Annotated in this window: 17 protein-coding genes; 10 read left to right on the top strand and 7 right to left on the bottom strand. The window is 66.7% G+C overall.

Going from position 1 to position 22,012, the window contains the following annotated elements; translation table 11 throughout:
- Positions 1-56 precede the first annotated feature (56 nt).
- Positions 57-494 carry a CoA-binding protein gene (locus GSQ76_RS17705; RefSeq protein ID WP_158745465.1) on the bottom strand — a complete coding sequence of 146 codons (438 nt, stop codon included), beginning with the start codon at positions 492-494 and terminating at the stop codon, positions 57-59.
- Positions 495-570: 76 nt separating this feature from the next.
- Here GSQ76_RS17705 and GSQ76_RS17700 point away from each other — a divergent pair, with 76 nt between their 5' ends.
- From GSQ76_RS17700 to ppdK, 3 genes are read left to right on the top strand one after another with little or no spacing between them, the layout of a single operon-like run.
- A complete protein-coding gene (locus GSQ76_RS17700; RefSeq protein WP_158745464.1) occupies positions 571-1,452 on the top strand; it encodes a glycine--tRNA ligase subunit alpha in 882 nt (293 codons plus the stop codon).
- Positions 1,452-3,503, top strand: coding sequence for a glycine--tRNA ligase subunit beta (gene glyS, locus GSQ76_RS17695; protein ID WP_158745463.1), 2,052 nt, complete (start codon positions 1,452-1,454; stop codon positions 3,501-3,503). The genes GSQ76_RS17700 and glyS overlap by 1 nt, the downstream gene beginning before the upstream one ends.
- 1 nt (position 3,504) lies before the next feature.
- On the top strand, positions 3,505-6,174 hold the full coding sequence (gene ppdK / locus GSQ76_RS17690; RefSeq protein WP_158745462.1) for a pyruvate, phosphate dikinase: 2,670 nt from the start codon (positions 3,505-3,507) through the stop codon (positions 6,172-6,174).
- Positions 6,175-6,216: 42 nt separating this feature from the next.
- Here ppdK and GSQ76_RS17685 read toward each other — a convergent pair whose 3' ends face one another.
- Positions 6,217-7,227, bottom strand: a complete 1,011-nt coding sequence (locus tag GSQ76_RS17685) for a TRAP transporter substrate-binding protein (RefSeq protein ID WP_158745461.1) — start codon at positions 7,225-7,227, stop codon at positions 6,217-6,219.
- Positions 7,228-7,348: 121 nt separating this feature from the next.
- Between GSQ76_RS17685 and GSQ76_RS17680 the strand changes: the two genes are divergently transcribed.
- Positions 7,349-8,530, top strand: coding sequence for an acetyl-CoA acetyltransferase (locus GSQ76_RS17680; RefSeq protein WP_158745460.1), 1,182 nt, complete (start codon positions 7,349-7,351; stop codon positions 8,528-8,530).
- A 43-nt stretch (positions 8,531-8,573) separates the two neighbouring features.
- Here the strand turns inward: GSQ76_RS17680 and GSQ76_RS17675 are convergent, their stop codons facing one another.
- Positions 8,574-8,804, bottom strand: a complete 231-nt coding sequence (locus tag GSQ76_RS17675) for a DUF1127 domain-containing protein (protein ID WP_158745459.1) — start codon at positions 8,802-8,804, stop codon at positions 8,574-8,576.
- A 95-nt stretch (positions 8,805-8,899) separates the two neighbouring features.
- On the opposite strand from GSQ76_RS17675, the gene GSQ76_RS17670 reads away from it, so the two are divergent.
- A complete protein-coding gene (locus tag GSQ76_RS17670; protein ID WP_158745458.1) occupies positions 8,900-9,796 on the top strand; it encodes a LysR family transcriptional regulator in 897 nt (298 codons plus the stop codon).
- Positions 9,797-9,956: 160 nt separating this feature from the next.
- Positions 9,957-12,092 (top strand): hybrid sensor histidine kinase/response regulator, encoded by a 2,136-nt coding sequence (locus GSQ76_RS17665; RefSeq protein WP_158745457.1) that lies wholly within the window; start codon positions 9,957-9,959, stop codon positions 12,090-12,092.
- Between the two features lie 114 nt (positions 12,093-12,206).
- Here GSQ76_RS17665 and GSQ76_RS17660 read toward each other — a convergent pair whose 3' ends face one another.
- The 4 genes from GSQ76_RS17660 to GSQ76_RS17645 all read right to left on the bottom strand — a co-directional run bounded on the left by GSQ76_RS17660 (position 12,207) and on the right by GSQ76_RS17645 (position 15,924).
- Positions 12,207-12,884, bottom strand: a complete 678-nt coding sequence (locus GSQ76_RS17660) for an ABC transporter ATP-binding protein (protein ID WP_158745456.1) — start codon at positions 12,882-12,884, stop codon at positions 12,207-12,209.
- Complete coding sequence (locus GSQ76_RS17655) at positions 12,877-14,127, bottom strand: lipoprotein-releasing ABC transporter permease subunit (protein WP_158745455.1); 1,251 nt, start codon at positions 14,125-14,127, stop codon at positions 12,877-12,879. Before GSQ76_RS17655 ends, GSQ76_RS17660 begins: the two co-directional genes overlap by 8 nt.
- A gap of 37 nt (positions 14,128-14,164) precedes the next feature.
- Complete coding sequence (proS, locus tag GSQ76_RS17650) at positions 14,165-15,481, bottom strand: proline--tRNA ligase (RefSeq protein ID WP_158745454.1); 1,317 nt, start codon at positions 15,479-15,481, stop codon at positions 14,165-14,167.
- 68 nt (positions 15,482-15,549) lie between these two features.
- A complete protein-coding gene (locus tag GSQ76_RS17645) occupies positions 15,550-15,924 on the bottom strand; it encodes a YraN family protein (protein ID WP_158745453.1) in 375 nt (124 codons plus the stop codon).
- Between the two features lie 62 nt (positions 15,925-15,986).
- Here GSQ76_RS17645 and GSQ76_RS17640 point away from each other — a divergent pair, with 62 nt between their 5' ends.
- The 4 genes from GSQ76_RS17640 (at position 15,987) to GSQ76_RS17625 (ending at position 21,924) form a co-directional block, all read left to right on the top strand.
- Positions 15,987-17,648: a gamma-glutamyltransferase family protein gene (locus GSQ76_RS17640; RefSeq protein WP_158745452.1), complete on the top strand. Its 1,662-nt coding sequence runs from the start codon at positions 15,987-15,989 to the stop codon at positions 17,646-17,648.
- Positions 17,649-17,776: 128 nt separating this feature from the next.
- Positions 17,777-18,685: a bile acid:sodium symporter family protein gene (locus GSQ76_RS17635; protein ID WP_335904911.1), complete on the top strand. Its 909-nt coding sequence runs from the start codon at positions 17,777-17,779 to the stop codon at positions 18,683-18,685.
- Positions 18,686-18,749: 64 nt separating this feature from the next.
- Positions 18,750-21,044 carry a penicillin acylase family protein gene (locus GSQ76_RS17630; protein ID WP_158745451.1) on the top strand — a complete coding sequence of 765 codons (2,295 nt, stop codon included), beginning with the start codon at positions 18,750-18,752 and terminating at the stop codon, positions 21,042-21,044.
- A 103-nt stretch (positions 21,045-21,147) separates the two neighbouring features.
- Positions 21,148-21,924: an arginyltransferase gene (locus GSQ76_RS17625; RefSeq protein WP_158745450.1), complete on the top strand. Its 777-nt coding sequence runs from the start codon at positions 21,148-21,150 to the stop codon at positions 21,922-21,924.
- Positions 21,925-22,012 lie beyond the last annotated feature (88 nt).

Genomic DNA, 22,012 nt, shown 5'->3' with positions numbered 1-22,012 from the left:
CATGCGACATGGCCCAGTTGCATGCTTGGTTCAAGCCGGGAGGGTCAAGCCGGGGGTCAAGCGACAATGCTGGGGGAGATGCGGAGCCGCGGCGCCTCGATCGCCGGACAGCGGTCCATCACGGCGTTCAGCCCGGCTGCGCGGGCTCGAATGGCGGCTGCCTCATCAATGACGCCGAGCTGGAGCCACACCGTGCGGGCGCCCAGCCGGATTGCCGCGTCCACGACGGCGCCTGCCTGGTCCGACGCGCGAAAGATGTCGACCATATCGAGCGGCCCCGCGTCGGCGAGGGTGGCGACGACGGGTTGGCCCAACAGGGTTTGGCCGGCCAGGCCGGGATTGACCGGCGTTACCTCCCAGCCCTGGGCCAGCAGGAAGCGCATGACGCCGTGAGATGGCCGGTCCGGTTTATTGGACGCGCCGACCAACGCAATCCGCCGGGTTTGCCCGAGGATGCGGTGGATTTCACTGTCGGTCAGTCCGTCTTTTGCCATGACACTCTCCTAACGCGGATGAGGCATAATGCGTTGCAGCTTGCTCTGCATCGCGGCTTCCGTAAGGTGCGCCGCCATGAACCCGGCGCCGCCCTCATTCCAAAATATCATCCTCCGCCTGCACGCCTTCTGGGCCTCCCAAGGCTGCGTCATCCTACAGCCCTATGATGTGGAGATGGGGGCTGGCACCTTCCACCCCGCCACCACCCTGCGCGCCCTGGGGCCGAAGCCGTGGCGGGCGGCGTATGTGCAGCCCAGCCGCCGCCCTAGCGACGGGCGGTATGGCGAGAACCCGAACCGGCTGCAGCATTATTACCAGTATCAGGTAATCATGAAGCCCGCGCCGGATACCGCGCAGGCGCTGATGCTCGCCTCCTACGCCGCCATCGGGCTGGACCCGGCGCTGCACGACATCCGCTTCGTCGAGGATGACTGGGAAAGCCCGACCCTCGGCGCCTGGGGGCTGGGCTGGGAAGTGTGGTGCGACGGGATGGAAGTGGGACAGTTCACGTATTTCCAGCAGGTCGGCGGCATTCCGGTCGCGGTGCCATCGTTCGAGATGACGTATGGGTTGGAGCGCCTGGCCATGTACATCCAGAATGTCGAGCGGGTGTACGATCTGGATTTCAACGGCGCCGGGGTGACATACGGCGATGTCTTCCTGCGGGCGGAGCAGGAATATAGCCGGCACAATTTCGAGGTCGCGGACACCGCCATGCTGGCCCGGCACTTCGTGGATGCGGAACGGGAGTGTGCGGCGCTGCTGGCGGAAAAACTGCCGATGCCGGCCTACGACCAGTGCATCAAGGCCAGCCATTTGTTCAACCTGCTGGACGCCCGCGGCGTCATCAGCGTCACCGAGCGCGCAGCCTATATCGGCCGGGTGCGGACGCTGGCGAAGGGCTGCTGCGAAGGCTGGCTTGCCGGCGAAACCCTCACTCCCGTGCTGAGCGCCTGATGCCCGAACTTCTTCTGGAACTGTTCAGCGAGGAAATCCCCGCCCGCATGCAGGCGAAGGCGGCGGAGGAGTTGACCCGCCTGATGACGGCCGCGTTGGGGGCGCTGGCGCCGACGGATTTGCGCAGTTTCTACGGCCCGCGGCGGATCGCGCTCTCCGCCACCGTCAATGCCGCCATTCCTGCCGCCAGCGTCGTCGAACGGGGTCCTCGCACCTCCGCGCCGGAGCAGGCGCTGACCGGGTTCCTGCGCAAGCATGGCGCGACGCGGGAGATGGTCACGCAGGAAGGCGACTACTGGGTCCTGAACAAGCAGTCGCCGGCGCAGGACGCGGCCTCGCTGATCGCGGGGGCCCTGCCCGGCCTGCTGCGACGCTTCGCCTGGCCGAAATCCATGCGCTGGGGCGGCAGCGGCAGCCTGTTCACCTGGGTGCGGCCGCTGCGGCGTATGCTGTGCATCCTCGATGGCGCGGTGGTGCCGTTTAGTCTGGCCGAGGGTGAAGACGACGGTCACGGCCTGCACGCCGGTAACGAGACGGACGGCCACCGCTTCATGGCGCCGGGTGGATTTGCGGTGCACTCGGCGTCCGAATGGCAGGCCGGGTTGCTGGCGAAGCGGGTGATCGTGGATGCGGGCGAGCGGCGGCGGCGGGTGGCGGAGGGTATTGCGGCGCTGGCGGCCGAGCGGCAGTTGCATGTCGCTGATGATCCGGGGTTGCTGGACGAGGTCGCTGGGCTGGTGGAGTGGCCGGTGCCGCTGCTGGGGCGGATCGATGCCGCCTACATGGATCTGCCGGCCGAGGTGATGCAGGTCTCCATGCGGGTGAACCAGCGTTACTTCGCGCTGCGCAACGCGGATGGATCGGCCGCGCCGTTCTTCGCCTTCGCGGCCAATATGGAGGCGCCGGATGGCGGCGCCGCGATCGTGGCGGGGAATGAGCGGGTGCTGCGCGCCCGGTTCAGCGATGCGCGGCATTTTTGGGATGCGGACCGCCGGGTTAAGCTGGCGAGCCGGGTGGCGGCGCTGGATGCGATAACGTTCCATGCCAAGCTGGGCACGCAAGGCGCCCGGGTGCAGCGGGTGATGCAGTTGGCGGAGGCAATTGCCCCGATGGTGGGTGCCGACCCAGCATTGGCTGGCCGGGCCGCCTGGTTGTCCAAGGCGGACCTGACCACGGGGATGGTTGGCGAGTTCCCCGAGTTGCAGGGCGCCATGGGCCGCTACTACGCCCTGCATGATGGCGAGGATCCCTCGGTCGCCGACGCCGTGCGCGACCATTATGCGCCGAAGGGGCCGAGCGACGCCGTACCCACGGCACACGTGACGATCGCAGTGGCGTTGGCCGACAAGATCGACATTATCGCCAGCTTCTTCGCCATCGGGGAAAAGCCCACCGGGGGGGGCGATCCGTTCGCGCTACGCCGAGCCGCGCTGGGCATCGTGCGGATCATCCGCGAGGGCGCGTTGCGCCTGCCATTGCGCAAGCTGATAAGCCTGTGCGCCGCTTCCCTGCCCGCCCCGCCGCCGGCCGACGAGGTGCTCGCCTTCATCGTGGACCGGACCCGGGTGCAGTTGCGCGCCGAGGGTGCCCGGCATGACGTGCTGGATGCGGTGTTCGCCGTGGGCGGGGGCGACGATCTGGCGGCCCTGCTGGCGCTGTCGGCACAGATCGGCGACCTGCTTGGCACGACAGACGGCGCCAGCCTGATGGTTGCCTATAAGCGCGCCGCCAACATCCTGCGGATCGAAACTGCGAAGGACGGTCCACATAACGGGCCTGCCGACCCGGCGGTGTTCGTGCTGCCCGAGGAAGGCGCGCTGCACGCGCAGTTGGAAACCGTCAGTGCTGATTTACCGTTACGGCTACGGCAGGCTGAGTTCACGGCGGCGATGCGCGATCTTGCTTCGTTGCGGCCACAATTGGATGCATTCTTCGACAAGGTTACCGTGAATGATCCCGATCCCGCGCTTCGACGCAACCGGCTAAACCTGCTACATCAGGTGCGCGGGACGATGGACCGGGTCGCTGATTTTTCCCGAATTGAGGGCTGATATGACGAAGTGGGTGTACAGTTTCGGGGCCGGCCATAACGAGGGACGCGCCGACATGCGCAATCTGCTCGGCGGCAAGGGCGCGAACCTGGCGGAGATGGCCTCCATCGACCTGCCGGTGCCGCCCGGTTTCACCATCACGACCGAACTTTGCACCGCCTATTACGACAATGGGCGCAAATACCCAGGCGATCTCGACGCCCAGGTCACGGCAGCGCTGACCCTGGTGGAGGAGGCCGTCGGCCTGCGCTTTGGCGACCGGGATCATCCGCTGCTGGTGTCTGTCCGCTCCGGTGCGCGGGTGTCGATGCCGGGCATGATGGATACGGTTCTGAACCTCGGGCTGAACGACGAGACGGTGTTGGGCTTGTCCAAGGCCAGCGGCGACCCGCGCTTCGCCTGGGACAGCTACCGCCGGTTCATCCAGATGTACGGCTCCGTCGTGCTGGGCGTGGACCATCACCGGTTCGAGGAAATCATCGAGAGCGCAAAGATCGATGCCGGTGTGACCGAGGATACCGCCCTGTCGCCGGAGCACTGGCAGCAGGTGGTCGCCGAATACAAGGAGATGGTGCATAGCGACCTCGGCAAGCCGTTTCCGCAGGACCCGGGCGAGCAGCTTTGGGGTGCGATCGGCGCCGTGTTCGGCTCGTGGATGAACCCACGCGCCAACACGTATCGGCGCCTGCATGACATCCCCGCCTCGTGGGGCACGGCGGTGAACGTGCAGGCGATGGTGTTCGGCAACATGGGTGCGGATTGCGCGACCGGCGTGTGCTTCACGCGCGACCCGTCGACGGGCGAGGACATCTTCTACGGCGAGTTCCTGGTGAATGCGCAAGGCGAGGACGTGGTCGCCGGCATCCGCACGCCGCAGCCGCTGTCCAAGCTGCGGGCCAAGCCGGGCGAGGTTTCCATGGAGGAGGCGCTGCCCGCCGTCTACGAGGATCTGGTGCGGGTGCGCACCACGCTCGAGACGCATTACAAGGACATGCAGGATATCGAGTTTACGGTGCAGCAGCAGAAGCTTTACATGCTGCAAACCCGTAGCGGGAAGCGGACGGCCGCGGCCAGCCTGCGGATTGCGGTGGAGATGGCCGAGTCCGGGTTGATCGACCGCAAGGAAGCGGTGCGCCGGGTGAATCCCGCCAGCCTCGACCAGTTGCTGCACCCGACGCTGGACCCGAAGGCGACTCGCAAGCTGATCTCCAAGGGCCTCCCGGCCAGCCCGGGGGCGGCTAGCGGCATTGTGGTCTTCAACTCCGACGAGGCGGAGATGCGGGCGGCCAAGGGCGAGCCGGTGATCCTGGTACGGGTGGAAACCAGCCCCGAGGACATTCACGGCATGCACGCGGCCCGCGGCATCGTTACCACGCGTGGCGGTATGACCAGCCACGCCGCCGTGGTGGCGCGCGGCATGGGGCGGCCTTGCGTATCCGGCGCCGGTGGTATTTCCGTCGATTACGGCGCCCAGACCATGCCGTGCGGCGGCCAAGTGGTCCGCGCTGGCGATACTATTACGCTGGATGGCGCCACTGGCGAGGTGTTCCTCGGCTCCGTCGCGATGGTGGAGCCGGCGCTGTCCGGCGACTTCGCCACGCTGATGACATGGGCGGATGGGCTGCGCCGGATGAAGGTGCGGACCAACGCGGAAACGCCGCTGGATGCCGAGACCGCGCGCAAGTTCGGGGCCGAGGGCATCGGCCTGTGCCGGACCGAGCACATGTTCTTCGACCCAGCGCGCATTGGCGTGGTGCGGCAGATGATCATGGCGCAGGACGAACGCGGCCGTCGCGTGGCGCTGGCCAAGCTGCTGCCGTTCCAGCGCGACGACTTCCGCGACTTGTTCCGCATCATGGCCGGACTGCCCTGCACCATCCGCCTGCTGGACCCGCCGCTGCACGAGTTCTTGCCGCATCACGAGGCGGAGTTGGCGGATGTGGCCGCCGGGCTGGGGGAGGATCTGGACGTGATCCGCCGCCGGGCCGACGAGTTGAAGGAAGCCAACCCGATGCTGGGCCATCGCGGCTGTCGCCTTGGGATTTCCTACCCGGAGATCTACGAGATGCAAGCCCGCGCGATTTTCGAGGGCGCGATTGCGGCCACCGAAGATGGCGGCGCAGCGCCCGTGCCGGAGATCATGATCCCACTGATCGCCACCAAGCGAGAGCTGGAGATCACGCGCGCCCAGGTGGATAAAGTCGCGGCCGAGGTGTTCAAGGAAACCGGCCGCACGATCGAATACTCGGTCGGCACGATGATCGAGTTGCCGCGTGCGGCGCTGACGGCGGACAAGATCGCGGAGAACGCGGACTTTTTCTCCTTCGGCACCAACGATCTGACGCAAACCGCGTTCGGCCTGTCGCGCGACGATGCCGGCAAGTTCCTGCCGCAATATGTCGAGCAGGGCATCCTTCCAAAGGACCCGTTCGTGTCGATCGATATCGAGGGCGTCGGGGCGCTAGTACGCATCGCCGCCGAGAAGGGCCGGGCGACGAAGAACGGGCTGAAGATGGGCATTTGCGGCGAGCATGGCGGCGACCCGGCCTCCATCGCATTCTGCGAGGAAGTTGGGCTGGATTACGTCTCCTGCTCCCCCTACCGCGTGCCGGTTGCACGGTTGGCTGCGGCGCAGGCCGCGCTCGGCGCCAGCGGCGACAAGACGGCGTAGGTTTATAGGCCCTCCCTTACAAAGGGAGGGCCTAATTTACGTCTAGGACAGGGTGCCGACGGTCGATTCCAGCGTGCTCCACGCTTGATCGCCGAACTTGCCCTTCCACTCCGCGTAGAACCCGGCCTTGCGCAGTGCGTCGCGGAACAACTCCGGATCGACGTCGTTGAACACCAGGCCGCGCTTGCTGAGGCTGTCCCGAAGGCTGGCATTCAGCGCCTGAACGTCGGCCCGCTGTTCGATGGCGGCGCGCGCGAACTCCGTCGTGGCGATCGTCTGCACGTCGGCGGGCAATGCGGCGAACGCATCCTTGTTGGCCAGCAGCCAGAAACCGTCCCACATGTGATTGGTCATGGAGCAGTATTTCTGCACCTCGTTCAGTTTGCCGGCGTCGATGACCGAGAGTGGATTTTCCTGACCGTCGCAGATCCTGGTCTGCAGGGCGGAATAGACCTCGTTAAAGTTGATCGATGTCGGGGCTGAACCGAAGGCGCGGAACATCGAGGTCCAGAGCGGGCTGGTGGGCACGCGAATTTTCACACCCTTCAGATCGGCCGGCGTGTTGATCGGCTTCGTGCTGGTGGTGACCTGGCGGTAGCCGCTGTCGTAGATATGCTCGAACGCCACCAGGCCTCGCTTGCCGATCTCGGCCCGCACCATCGCGCCCAATGGCCCGTCCATGGCGGCAAAGACCTGGGCGTTATCCTTGAACGCGAAACCGATGCCGTTGATCGCCGAGAGCGGCACCAGGGTGGACAGGATCAGCCCCGACAGGGTGAAGAACTCCAACGCGCCGCTGCGCACCTGGCTGAGCATGTCCGTGTCGGAGCCGAGTTGGCTGTTGGGGAAGATCGCGATATCCAACCGTCCGTTGGTCGCGGCCTTGATGCGCGCCGCAGCCTCCGCATTGCGGGCGCTGAGCGGGTGGGTGATCGGCAAATTGGTCGCCAGCTTGTAGCTGAACTCCGCCGCGGAGCCCCGGCGGCTGAGGATCGAGACGAGCGGTAGCGCGGTGGCGCCGGCCAGAACGGCGCGGCGGGACGTGGCGGTCATGGACATTTCCCCAGGGCTTATTACCTATTGGCGACATTGGTGTCCCATTTGCCGCTGCGCCGTCAATTCGGCATGGTGATCCCACCCCACAGCCGGGGAAGAAAAACAGGGGAAAAAGACCATGACCGAGGCATGCATCGTCGGCTGGGCGCACTCGCCGTTCGGCAAGTTGGAAGATCCGGATCTGGAAAGCCTGATCGGCCGCGTGGCCGGCGCCGCGATCGAGGATGCCGGTATTCCTAGCGCCGAAGTGGACGGCGTGTTCGTCGGCAATTTCAACAGCGGGTTCAGCAAGCAGAATTTCCCCGGCTCGTTGGCAATGCAGAGCGTGCCGGACCTGCGGTTCAAGCCCGCGGCGCGGTATGAGAATGCATGCGCGTCGGGCTCGGCAGCCGTGTATGCGGCCCGGGACTTCATCGCCGCCGGACGCGGACGGTTCGCGCTGGTGATCGGGGTGGAGAAGATGACGGCAACACCTGGTCCGCAGGTTGGCGACAACCTGCTCGGTGCGTCGTACCGCAAGGAAGAGGGTAAGATCCCTGCCGGGTTCGCGGGCGTGTTCGGCCGGATTACCGAGGCGTATTTCCAGCGCCATGGCGACCAGTCCGACGCGCTGGCGACGATCGCGGCGAAGAACCACAAGAATGGCGTGGACAATCCCTACGCGCAGATGCGCAAGGATTTGGGGTTCGAGTTTTGCCGCAATCCGTCCGAGAAGAACCCGTATGTCGCCGGGCCGCTGAAGCGGACGGATTGCTCGCTGGTATCGGACGGCGCTGCGGCGCTGATCCTTGCCGATGAGGAAACCGCGCGTGCTCTGGCGCTCGCGGGCGGCAAGTCGGTGCGGTTCCGCGCGGCGTCGCATGTGAACGAATTCCTGCCCTTGTCCAGTCGCGACCCGACGCGGTTCGAGGCTGGGGCAGTCGCCTGGCATCGCGCGTTCGAGGCCGCGGGGCTCAAGCTGGAAGACCTTTCCTTCGTCGAGACGCATGACTGTTTCACCATCGCCGAACTGATCGAGTACGAGGCGATGGGGCTGACGCCGGAGGGCCAGGGCGCCCGGGCGGCGTTGGAGGGATGGACGCAGAAGGACGGCAAGCTGCCGGTCAACCGCTCTGGCGGGTTGAAGGCGAAGGGCCATCCGGTGGGCGCGACCGGCGTGTCGATGCACGTGATGGCCGCTATGCAACTGACCGGGCTGGCCGGCGATCTGCAATTGCCGCGCGCCGATGTGGGCGGGGTGTTCAACATGGGCGGCGCGGCGGTCGCGAACTACGTCTCGATCCTGGAGCGCCAGGACTAGCCAGCCCGATCATGCCCGGGCACGCAGCCCGGGCATGAGGTTGCTAGCGGTGGTTGCCTGGGAAAAGCTCCCATACCGGGCGCTCGTTCATGAAATTCGCCTGTGCGCGGGACACGCCGATGTCGCTCAGTTCGCGGTCACCGAGTTCGGCGAGCTGGCGGCGGGTTGCGGCATCCTGCCATGCGGCGCCGATACGGTGCCACACCGCGACCAGCCGATCCTGCCAACGCGGCTGAGCCGGGACGATACGAAGCTTGGTGACGGTCTGCGACATGATGTTCTCCTTTGATCGCACGGGAAGAATGGCCCTCCAACGGGCATCAGGAAAACGAATTGTCATGATGATGGTCATCAACCATATTGATCTGCATGAGCACGACCCCGACCATCGACACCGCGCTGCTCCGCGTGTTTGCCTACATCGCGGAGGACGGCAGCTTCACCCGCGCGGCTGAGCGGGTGGGGCGAACGCAATCCGCCGTGTCGATGCAGGTGCAGCGGCTGGAGCAGATGCTGGGCGAAACGCTGCTGCTGCGTGGCAAGGGCGGCCAGGTGCATCTGACCAGCCATGGGCGCTATCTGCTGGAACGCTCACGCGACCTGTTGGCGATCAACGATCAGATCTGGGACGCTTTCCATGCCCCCACTGTGCAGGGCACGGTACGGCTGGGGACGCCGGACGATTACGCCTTGCGCTATCTGCCCGCCGTGCTGCGGCGGTTCGCGCTATCGCATCCGGCGGTGGATGTGGAGGTGATGTGCGCCCCGTCATACCAGGTGGTGCAACATGTGCAGGATGGCGATCTGGATCTGGCGCTTTGCAGCGACGGGCACACGCCGAAGGGGCTGGAATCGGTGCTGCTGTGGGAGGGGCCGTTGCGGTGGATCACCTCGGCCAAGCACGCGCCGCACCGGATGGACCCGCTGCCCCTGGCGCTGGCGTTGGAAACCCATGGCTGCACGTGGCGGCGCTCGGTGCTGGGCGCGCTGGAGAAGGATAAGCGGCGCTATCGGGTGGCCTATACCTCCGCCTCGCTGACGGGGACGCATACGCCGGTGATGGCCGGGCTGGCGGTGACAGTGTCGAACGTGACGTGGGTGCCGGAGGGGCTGCGCCTGCTGCCCCCTGGTGAGTTGCCGGCCCTGCCCAACTCGGCCATTCAATTGCTGAAGGCGCGCAAACCGGCGCAACCGGTGACGGACGTGCTGGCCGCGCACATTGCCGCCACGTTCGAGGAAGAGATGCGCCGATCGGAAGCCGCCTAGCCGGCGCTTACTATCGTTACGTCCGCCGAATTCATCTTTGGTGATAGGGTATTGTAGGATTGTTAGGTTTCGTTAACCTACAATGCAATAACGCCGTGATATTGCGGATCCAGCCCTGCTTGGTTGGGGTGACAGCTATCGCAGGGATGGTCCAGGAGACATGGCGCTGCGGCTTCGATATGGATTGTTGTCGTCGCGTCCGCTGTTCGTCATCGGCATCGTGTTGCCGACGGTCATCTTCGTCGCCGCTGGATGGTATGAGTTCAGGCTGGAGCGCAACCGTGTGCGCAACGACGTTCTGTCCACCAGTGCAGCCCTGGCGGAGCACGGGCAGAAGGTGGTGGAAACCACGGATTTGGTGTTGGCGCGGGTGCTGGACCGCACGAGCGAGATGGACTGGGCCAGCATCCAATCGTCGAAGCCATTGCACGATTTTATCGCCCAGCTTCGCGACGAACTGCCGCAGTTGGAGTCGATCTTCCTCATCGCACCCGATGGGCACACGGTCGCAAACTCCCGCACGTTCCCGTTGGACATACTGCCGGACGTGGGCGATCGGGATTACGTGACACATGCGCGGGAGGGCAATTCCGGCACATTCATCAGCGCACCCTATAACAGCCGGATTGATGGCCGGTTGACCTTCGCGGCGACGCGGGTTCGGCTGCGCGATGGGAAATTCGATGGGGTGATCGGGGCCACGATCTCTCCGGACTACCTCCACGAGGTTTATTCGGCCGTCATCGACTATCCGGGGCACTCGACGGCGACCCTGGTCCGGACGGACGGGGTGGTTCTATTCCGCCATCCGCCACTGCCGGGTGGTGTGATGAAGATGCCCGCACAATCCGCAGTCTACGAGGCAGGCAAGCGTCCCGGTGATAGGGGCATATTCGAGGGGCCATCGGCCATTGATGGACGGCAGCGGATTTGGGCCTATCGGCGGCTGACCAATCAGCCGCTCCTGGTTGGGTATTCCATCGACGACGCGGTGTATCGGCGCGCCTGGTTCATCGACATGCTGTTTATGGCGGCGTTTTCCGGCCTGTTGGCGGCGGCGCTGCTGCTGACCGAGCGGGTGATTGCCCGTCGAACGGCCAGCGAGATCAGCGCAAGCCACGCCCTGCTGGCGGAGGTGGAGCGGCGGCAGAAGGCCGAATTGGCGCTGGAACAATCGCAGAAGATGGAGGCGCTGGGCCGGCTGACCGGCGGTGTGGCGCATGACTTCAACAATTTGCTGACCGCGATCATGGGGCCGCTGGAATTGGCCACCAAGCGCAGTTCGGACCCCAGGGTCGTTCGCCTGCTGGGCGGCGCGATGCAGGCGGCGCAGCGCGGGGCGGCGTTGACCGCCCAGATGCTGGCCGTCGCCCGCAAGCGGGAGGTCGCGGTACGGCCGCTGGACCCCAACGAGGCAATCCAGGAAATGGGCGAGATGATTGCCCGCACCATCGGTCCCATGGTCCGCGTCCGCTACGAACTGGACCCAGCGGCGAGCCCGGTGGCGGTGAACCTGGTGCAGATGGAAGTGACGCTGCTGAACCTGGCGCTGAACGCCCGCGACGCCATGCCGGGTGGTGGCGAAATGGTGTTACGCACCGAACGGTTGGAGCTGGGCGCCGCGGTGGCCGGGCTGCCAGCCGGCGATTACGTCCGGATCTCCGTCGTCGATAGCGGCGAAGGCATGACGGAGGAGGTGCGCGCACGTGCCCTGGAACCGTTCTTCACCACGAAGGAGACCGGGAAAGGCACCGGCCTTGGCTTATCCACGGCCTATGGCTTCGCCCAATCCGTCGGGGGTACGGTGTCCATCGACAGCGCACCAGGGGCCGGCACGATCGTCATGCTCACCCTGCCCCGGGTTGCCGGCGCAATACCGGAGGCTCTGCGGCCTACAACCGCGCGCGCCGTGGCGCCGGCTCGGATTCTCCTGGTGGATGACGACAACGCCGTGCGGATGGCCACGCGGGAAGTCCTCGAGGATTTGGGACACGAGGTGGTGGATTTCGACAATGGACGCGCCGCGCTCGACACGCTGGCGCGGGACGTCGCGTTCGACCTGGTCGCCACCGACTTTGCCATGGCGGAAATGAATGGCAGCCAGTTGGCAGAGGCGGTGCGGCAGCGGATCCCCACCATGCCGATCCTATTCGTCACCGGGTATGCCAAGGATGACGGGTTGCAGATCTGGGACGGTCGCAACACCTGGACGCTGGACAAGCCGTTCAGTTCGCAGGATCTGGCCCGCGCAGTGGCACGGGCTGCCGGGGCGCAGCACACGTCGGCGATGACGTAGAGCAAACTCGTGCTGAAAGATGCACGAACTTTGCTGTAGCTCTCTGTTTTGGCGAGCATTTTTAGCCGCCCGATGAGTCTCATCGCGCGGAAAATGCTGTGGCGGGTCGGCTGCTCAGGCCGGGACGATTTGGCCGTCCTGCAGGGTGACCCGGCGATCCATCCGCGCCGCGAGATCGGGGTTGTGGGTCGCGATCAGCGCGGCAACGCCCTGCCCCCGCACGGTTGCCAACAGCGCGTCGAACACCACGGTGGAGGTGGCGACGTCCAGGTTGCCGGTAGGCTCGTCCGCCAGTAGCACCCGAGGGGCGTTGGCGAGGGCACGGGCGATGGCGACGCGCTGCTGCTCACCGCCGGATAGCTTGCCGGGCAGATGCGTGGTGCGGGCGCCGAGGCCGAGCGTTTCGAGCAGCTCGCGGGCGCGAATTTCGGCGTCCTTGCGGCGCTTGTTGGCGATCATCTGCGGCAGGACGACGTTCTCCAACGCGGTGAATTCGCCCAAAAGATGGTGGAATTGGTAGACGAAGCCGATGGAATCCCGCCGGATCGCAGTGCGCGCCGGGTCGGATAGCGCGCCGGAATCGCGGCCATCCACGAACACCGCGCCGGCATCCGGACGCTCCAACAACCCTGCCAGGTGCAGCAACGTCGATTTCCCGGTGCCGGAGGGGGCGACCAGCGCCACGATCTCCCCGGGTTTCAGCGTGAGGTTGGCGGCGCGCAGCACCTGTAGCGTCGCGTCGCCGGTGCGGTAGGTGCGGCTGACGTCGCGGAGTTCCAGCGGGTCAGACATTGCGTAGGGCCTCCACTGGATCGGTGCGTGCAGCGCGCCAGGAGGGATAGAGCGTGGCCAGTAGCGAGAGTGCCAGCGCCATGATGATGATCTGCGCCACCTCGTGCCAATTCAGCTTCGCCGGCAGGTGGGCCAGATAATAGACCGTCGGGTCGAACACGGTGCGGCCGGTCAACGCCTCCACCCAGCCCTGGATCCGCTCCACATTCAGACAGAACAGCACGCCTAGCAGAGTGCCAATCGCGGTGCCGGTGACGCCGATGGAGGCGCCGACCATGAGGAAGATCCGAAGCACGGCGCCACGCCCGGCGCCGATCGTCCGCAGCACGGCGATGTCCCGCGTCTTGTCCTTCACCATCATGATCAGCGAGCTGACGACGTTGAACGCGGCCACCAGGATGATCAGCGTCAGGATCAGGAACATCACGTTCTGTTCGACCTGGACGGCGGCGAAGAAACTGTTGTTGGTCTGCTGCCAGTCCACCACGCGGACCGGCGTGCCGGACAGTGCCTGCAAGATGGATTGGCCGATCGCGCGCGCGTTGTCGGCGTCGTCGACGCTGACCTCGATCTGCGTGGCCTGGCCGGGTTGCTGGAAAAAGATCTGGGCCGACTCCAGCGGCAGGAAAACGTAGCCGCTGTCGTATTCGTTCATTCCCACCTGGAACACCGCTGCCACCGTGTAGGCGCGCACCCGGGGGATGGTGCCGAACGCCGTCGCGGCCCCTTGGGGGGATACCAGGGTGATCTTGCTACCAGCCGTTAGGCCAAACCGATTGGCCAAGGTGATGCCTATGGCGATCGCATCCGGTCCCTTGAAGTTGGCCAGGGAACCGGCGCGAATGTGGTCGCTGACGGAATGCAGGCTCGCCAGATCCGCCTGGCGGATGCCGCGCACGAAACCGCCCGTGTTGTTGCCGCGATCATCCGTCAGCAGCACCTGACCGTCCACGACGGGAATGGCCGACACGACGCCAGCCACGGTGCGGATCTTGCCAGCATCGGCGTCATACTCCGTCAGCGGTTGCCCGGCGCCGTAGACACCGAGATGGCCGTTGAAGCCGAGGATGCGGCTCAGCAGATCGGTCTTGAAGCCGCCCATGACGGACATCACGATAATCAGCGTCGCCACGCCCAGCGCGATGCCGACCAGGCTGAACCCGGCAATGACGGAGACGAACCGCTCCCCTCGCCGCGCCCGCAAATAGCGGCCGGCGACGGCACGTTCGAACGCGTTGAACATGGTTAGCCTTCTCTGTTGGGGAGCGCCGCTTGGGCTTTCAGGCGCCCAGGACCCGGGCCAGCGCGTCCTCGACCGACAGTTCGACGCGCTCGCCGCCGGCGCGGCGCTTCAGCTCCACTTTGCCGTTGGCGGCACCGCGCGGGCCGACCACGATCTGCCAGGGATGGCCCATCAGATCGGCGTCGTTGAACTTCACGCCCGCGCGTTCGTCGCGATCGTCATACAACGCGTTGGCGCCGAGCTTGGCGTATAGCGTCTCGCAGATCGCCCCGGTGGTAGCGTCGCCCTGCTTCAGGTTCAGGATGGCGGCGCGGAACGGGGCGATGCTGTCGGGCCAGATGATGCCGGCCTCGTCATGGCTCGCCTCGATCACCGCGCCGACCAGGCGGGATACGCCGATACCGTAGCTGCCCATTTCCGGGATGATTTGGGCGCCGTCCGGCCCGGCAACGGTCAAGCCCATCGGCTCGCTGTATTTGCGGCCGAAGTAGAAGATGTGGCCGACTTCGATGCCACGGCCCTCGCGCCGGCGGTCGGCCGGGACCTTGGCCCAGGCGGCGGCGTCGTGCTTCTCGTCGGTGGCGGCGTACAGGCTGGTCATCTGGGTGAAGAACCGCTCCAGATCCTCGGGCTTGGACGCATCGAAATCGGCGGCCAGCCAGTCGATTTCCTCGAACCCGGCGTCGAAGAACACACCGCTTTCCCCGGTGGGGGCCAGGATGATGAATTCGTGGCTGAGGTCACCGCCGATCGGCCCCGTATCGGCCACCATCGGGATCGCCTTGACGCCCAGGCGCTGGAAGGTGCGCATATACGCCAGCATCATCCTGCGATAGCTGAGCACGGCGCCTGCATAGTCCAGATCGAAGCTGTAGGCGTCCTTCATCAGAAATTCACGGCCGCGCATCACGCCGAAGCGGGGACGCACCTCGTCGCGGAACTTCCACTGGATGTGGTACAGCATCTGCGGCAACTCGCGGTAGGATTTGACCGACTGGCGCAGCAGGTCGGTGATCATCTCCTCGTTGGTCGGCCCATACAGCAGGTCCCGCTCGTGCCGGTCCTTCACGCGCAGCATCTCCGGGCCGTAGGCGTCGTAACGGCCGGATTGGCGCCACAAATCGGCCGGCTGCAGGGTCGGCATCAACACTTCCTGGCAACCGATGGCGTCCTGCTCCTCCCTCACCACCTGGCCGATGTTGCGCAGCACGCGCAGACCGGCCGGCAGCCAGGCGTAGATCCCCGCGGCGGTCTGCCGCACCAACCCGGCCCGCAGCATCAGCCGGTGGGAGGCGATTTGCGCCTCGGCGGGCGTCTCCTTCAGAGTGGGGATCAGGGATCGGGTCAGGCGCATCGCACGGGTTCCGGTTGGCTAGGGTCGCGGACCCTACTCGGCGCCGGGCTTTCCGCCAACACCTGGTGCTATTGCTGGCGGAAGGCGTCGGCGATACGGCGCACTTGGCCGGCGGCGTCTACCACCATCACGTCGAACCGCACGCCAGCCGCACCCCAGCCCGGATGCTCGGCCAACACGATCTCAGCGGCGGCGATGAGGCGTGCTTGCTGCGCGGGGCCCAGGGCGAAGGCGGCGTTGGTCAGGCTGGGGCGGGCCTTTACTTCCACGAGGGCCAGGAGGCCGTTTCGTTCCGCCGCCAGGTCGATCTCCCCGGCGGCCGTGCGCAGGCGCCGGGCCAGGATGGTCCAGCCATCGGCGACCAACGCGGCGCACGCGGCCTCCTCCGCGGCGAGGCCGCGGATGTAGGCGACGGTGCCCCGCGCTTGCCTGATCTGGGTCATGGCGGCAATTTCCCGCTGCGCGACGCGGCTGGCAACGGCGGCCTCGCTTGGGGAACGACTTTATGCGCCACCGCCGAGCCGTCTTGCTGCTGCTGCTGGCTGCGACAAGGCCGATTGCCGCCCAGGAGGCGCCAAGGGGCGTGGCGGTCGCGCCGCATCCGTTGGCGGCCACGGCGGCGCAGCAGATCCTGCATGCGGGCGGAACGGCGGCGGACGCGGTGATTGCGGCCCAAATGGTGCTGGCGGTGGCGGAACCGCAATCCTCCGGCCTGGGTGGCGGGTCGATGCTGCTGGATTTCAATGCCGCCACCCATGAAGTAACGCATTGGGATGGGCGGGAGACGGCGCCCGCAGGGGCAACGCCGGGCATGTTCGGCGGTGCCAATGGCGCGATCCTGCCGGCGACAGGCGGTCGGTCGGTCGGGGTGCCCGGCACCCTGCGGATGCTGGAGCAACTGTATCATGCCCGCGGTGGCCATCTGCCCTGGGCCGATCTGATGGCCCCGGCCATTCGCGCGGCGGAGGGCGGGGTGCCCGTATCCCCCAGCCTGGCCGCCGCCATCGCCGCGCATGCCGACCGCCTGCGTCGCCAACCGGCCGCGCGCGCGTTGTTCTTCACGCCAGACGGGGCTCCGCTGGCCGCAGGAAGCACGTTGGTGAACCAGGCGCTGGGGCAGACGCTGCGTGCCGTCGCCGCCGGGGGCGCCAATGCGCTGCAGCACGGGCCGATCGCCGCCGACATCGCCACCACCGTGCGCGGCGATACCGAGCCGGGGCTGATGACGGTGGACGACCTGGCCGCCTACGCCGTGAAAAAGCGAGCCCCAGCCTGCCTCGCGTATCGCGATCGCACCATCTGCACCGCGGCGCCCCCCGCTGCCGGGCTACAAGTGCTGCAGGCGTTGGGCCTGTTGCAGCATTTCAACATGGGCGCGCTGGACCTGACCAGCGCCGATGCCGCCCAGTTGATGATCGAGGCCGAACGCCTGGCCGCCGCCGACCGGGCATTGTTTCTGGCCGACCCGGACTACGTGCAGGTGCCGTTGGCCGGATTGCTCGCCTCCGACTATCTGACCGCGCGGGCGCAGGGGATCGACTGGGACCACGCCGCCGATGCGCCGCGCGCCGGCAACCCGGCCTGGACCGGCCCCGACATCCCACTGGCCGCCAGCCCGCCGCAGCCGGAGCATGGGACCAGCACCATCGCCGTGGTCGATGCGTCGGGGAATGCCGTCTGCCTCACCAGTTCGCTGAGTGGCGCGTTCGGGTCCTACCTGCTGGTGCGGGGTTTTATGCTGAACGCTGCCATGAGCGATTTCGCCACCCAGGCGGAGCAGGATGGGCGGCCGGTTGCCAACCGGGTGCAGCCCGGCAAACGCCCGGCCACGTCGATGACGCCCGCCTTCGTGTTGGACCTGAAGGGCGCGCTGGTTGCCGTGCTAGGCAGCGCTGGCGGCTCGCGCATCCCGGCCTATGTCGTGCAGGGCGTCGTGGGGCTGGTCGATTGGGCGCTGCCGCCAGCGCAGGCGATCGCCCTGCCGCACGTCGCCGGCCTGCTGACCGGGGCGGAGTTGGAGGCGCCGGGCCTGCTCGCCGCGTTGGAGGCGCGGAGCCAACAGGTGACGCAACAGATCATGCGGTCCGACACTGTCATGATCGTGACGCAGCCTGCCCTGCTCGGCGCGGCCGATGCGCGGCGCGAGGGTGCGGTCGCCATCGAATGACCATCCGGGCCGCAGACCGGTCGTGAGCGGCTATCGCCCGATCGGGCAGTCAGCTATGCCTGCCCGCCGATTTCAACGTCCAGAGTATTGCCGTGTCCCTTACCCGCTTGTTCCCACTATGGGCCGCGATGATCGCGGTTGCCGCCTACCTCTTTCCCGAGTGGTTTCGGCCGCTGCTGCCGTATGTGACCGGGCTGCTGACGGTGGTGATGTTCGGGATGGGCATCACGCTCACCTTCGGCGATTTCCGCCGCGTGATCGTGCAGCCGGCGCCGGTGATCGCCGGGGTGGTGATCCATTACATCGTGATGCCGTTGGCGGCGTTTCTGCTGGCGCGCGGGTTGCACATGCAGCCGGAGCTGACGACGGGCATGATCCTGGTCGGCAGCGTGGCCAGCGGCACGGGGTCGACCCTGATGGTGTTCCTGGCCAAGGGAGATGTGGCGCTGTCCATCACCATCAGCGCCATGTCGACGCTGGTGGGCATCGTCGCCACCCCGCTGTTGACCCGGTTGTATGTGGACGCGGCCGTGCCGGTGGACGTGGGCGGCATGCTGCTGAGCATCCTGCAGATCGTGGCGCTGCCGGTGGCGGCCGGGCTGCTGCTGAACCAATTCGCCGCCGGCTTCGTCCGCCGGGTCGAGCCGGTGCTGCCCTTCGTGTCGATCATCGCAATCCTGGCGATCATCGGCGCGGTGGTGGCCGGCAGCCAGGCGAGCATCGCCACGGTGGGGCCGATCGTGGCCGTGGGCGTGGTGCTGCATAACGGGTTGGGGCTGCTGGGCGGCTATTGGGGCGGCCGGCTGCTGGGGTTCGAGGAGAATGTCTGCCGCACCCTGGCGTTGGAGGTGGGCATGCAGAACTCCGGCTTGGCGGCGACCTTGGGCAAGATCTATTTCTCGCCGCTGGCGGCGCTGCCAGGCGCGTTGTTCTCGGTCTGGCACAATCTGTCCGGCTCGATGCTGGCGGGGTATTGGGCCGGGCGGAACCCGGTGGCGGCGCCGGAACCGGCCCGGGCGCTGCCAGGGGAGTCCTAACCGTCATATGGCAGTCATCCGGCAGGGCTTTTCCCACCGCCCCTGCCGGGCCATGTAGAGGGGAATGCGCGCCCTCCGCCTCCTTCGTCGCATCGGCGGCGTTCTCACGGTTCTAGTTCTGTTGGCGGCGGTGGCCGTGGTCGGGGTGGCGTTCCTCTGCCTGCCGAGCCCGCATGGGGAGGCGCAGATCCCGGGGCTGACGGCGCCGGTGTCGATCGCGTTCGACGGCAACGGCATCCCGCATATCCGCGCTGCTACGGCGGAGGATGGCGCCGCGGCGCTTGGCTTCGTGCATGCGCGGGACCGGATGTTCCAGATGGATCTGATGCGCCGGGCGGCGTCGGGCCGGATTTCCGAGTTGGCCGGCAGCCGGGCCTTGCCGCTGGACCGCATGATGCGGGTGCTGGGATTGCGCCATCAGGCGGAGCTGGAGATGGCCACCATTCCTGCCCAGACCCGCGCGATGCTGGAGGCGTATTCGCGTGGGGTGAACGCGTATCTGGACGCCAAGGGTCGCTGGAGCGCGCTGCAATTCGCCGTGCTGGGCCGGCCGGAGCCGTGGACGGCGGTGGATAGCCTGCTATGGGGCAAGACCATGGGCATCTATCTGTCGGGCAACTGGCGGTCCGAACTATCGCGATTGGCGCAGTCTGCCAGCGTGCCGCGGGATGTGATCGACCAGATGTGGCCGACGCAGGACACGACGCCGGCGCCGAGTGCCAGCCTGCTGCCGTCCAGCCTATTCGGGTTGGCAGGCGCGGTGGATGCGTTCATGCCGCGCTTTCCGGACCCGTTCACCTTGCCGGACGAGGCATCCAACGAATGGGCGGTGGATGGCGCGCATAGCGATACTGGCGCGCCACTGCTGGCAGGCGATCCTCATCTGGGGTTTAGCACGCCGGGCATCTGGTACCTGGCGCGGATCGACACGCCGGATGCGACGCTCGCCGGGGCGTTCGCACCGGGCGTGCCGTTCCTGGTGATCGGCCGCACCGGCAAGATCGCCTGGACGTTCACCACCACCGGCGCCGACACGCAGGATGTATTCGTGGAGACGGTGCTGCCGGATGGGCGCTACCTGACGCCGAGCGGGCCCGCTGCCTTCACCACCCGCACCGAACATATCGTCGTCCACGGCGCCCCGGCCGAGGACATCGTGATCCGCGAATCCCGGCATGGCCCAGTGGTGAGCGATATTCCTGGCCTTGCCGCCCCGGCCGGCGCGGTGTTCACCGCCCAAATGGCCAATCTGTCGCCCGGGGATGACGCAGCGACAGGATTGCTGGCGCTGAACCGCGCATCGAGCGTGACGGAGGCTCAGCATGCCGCGCCGCTGATTACTTCGCCGATCCAGAACCTGCTGGTGGCCGACGCGACCGAGATCGGCCAGTTCACCACGGGGCGCATTCCGGTGCGCAAGGCCGGCGATGGGGAGTGGCCGCAGCAAGGGGCCGATGGCGCGCATGATTGGGTCGGCTGGGCCAGCGGCGACGCCCTGCCCCACGTGGTGGCGCCGACCAGCGGGCGCATCGTCAACACCAACGAGCGCGTGGCGCCGCCGGACTTCCCGGTCTTCATGGGGCGGGATTTCTACGGCGACTGGCGGGCTCAGCGCGTACGCACATTATTTGGCAGCGAGAAACAATCCGTTGGTGATTTCGCCGCTATTCAGATGGATGTGACCAGTAGCTTCGCCCAACACATCCTGCCCATCCTGCTAGCCCGGCCGCGCAAGGACGATCTGGCCGGCCACGCCGCGGGTCTGCTGGCGGGTTGGGACGGACGGATGGGCATGGAGCTGCCGCAACCCATCATCTTCAACGCGTGGGTGCAGCGGTTCGAGGCATTGCTGCTGGAACGCCATGGCATCGGCCCGAATGCGCCGCGGCCCTGGGCCGACCTGGTGGCGTGGGCGCTGAGCCCGGCGGGCGCCAGTTGGTGCAACGGCGATTGTGGCCCCCTGCTGGACCAGGCGCTCGCCGAAGCGTTGCCGCCGCTAGTCGCTCGATTGGGGCCGGACCTTCAGGCCTGGCGCTGGGGCGACCTGCACGTCGCCACCTTTGCCGATCCGGTGCTGCCGCAACTGACCAACCAGATCGCCCAACCTGGCGACGACACCACGATCTTCCGCGGTGGCAGCCGGCCCGGCAATTTCGACTCCGTGCATGGCCCGGGCTATCGTGGCGTCTACGACCTGGCGGACCTGGATCGCAGCCTGTTCATGACGGCGCCGGGGCAGTCGGGCAATCCGCTGAGCCCGCATTTTCGCGACCTCCTGCTGCGGTGGCGGGACGGCGGGACCATACGGCTTGGCCGACATGCGGAAGGTGGGCACGAGACCTTGGCGCTGCATCCGTGAGCCCATCGCAGTGTCATCTACGATGCAACTAAAAGTGCGTCCGCGAGCAACTGCGAAACAGATGATTGACCGGAAAGGGTCTGCCGTGGACGATGCGCGACCAATGACCTACAAGCCACCGCGCCGGCCGCAATTCTTTTACACGACAGCCCCGCTGCCGTGCCCCTACGTGGCTGGCCGGACCGAGCGCAAGGTCGTTACCGAGATCACTGGCCCGGATAGCGACGCGCTGCACGACCGCCTGTCCCGCGCGGGGTTCCGCCGCAGCCATAACATCGCCTACGCCCCGGTTTGCCCGTCCTGCAACGCCTGCGTGCCGATCCGCATTCCGGTGGCGACATTCCAGGCCGACCGGACGCTGCGGCGGGTCGACCGCTACAATGCCGACATCGCCGGGTTCGAAGTGCCCGCCCGCGCCACGGCGGAGCAGTTCCAACTGTTCCAGCGCTACCAACTCGCCCGGCATTCCGACGGCGATATGGCGACGATGGGCTTTTACGATTACCGCGCCATGGTCGAGGACACGCCGATCGAGACCTCGATCATCGAGTTCCGTGACGGGGAGGACCGGCTGGTGGGCGGCTGCCTGACGGACAAGCTGGGGGACGGGCTGTCGGCGGTATACAGCTATTTCGCGCCGGAGATGGAACGGCGGTCGCTGGGCAACTTCGCCATTCTATGGCTGATCCGCCGGGCCAAGGCGTTGGGCCTGCCATACGTGTATTTGGGCTATTGGGTGCCGGAAAGCCCGAAGATGGCCTACAAGGCGCGGTTTCGCCCGTCCGAGGTATTGGCCGGGGGCACGTGGCGCGTGCTGGCCGATGGCGACCATGCGCCGATGCCGGTTGCCGAGCCAGCGATGGTGTCGCAAAGCGGCTAAAGGCGGCGCGCAGTAATGCCCTAAAACGGCGAACGCCCCGCGCCGGTCGGGACCGAGGCGGGGCGTTGGGCGCGTCGCATCGGACGGC

Origin of the sequence: Acidisphaera sp. L21, assembly GCF_009765685.1 — a bacterium.
Lineage (GTDB): Bacteria > Pseudomonadota > Alphaproteobacteria > Acetobacterales > Acetobacteraceae > LMUY01.
This window is presented reverse-complemented; position numbering and strand designations above follow the sequence as displayed.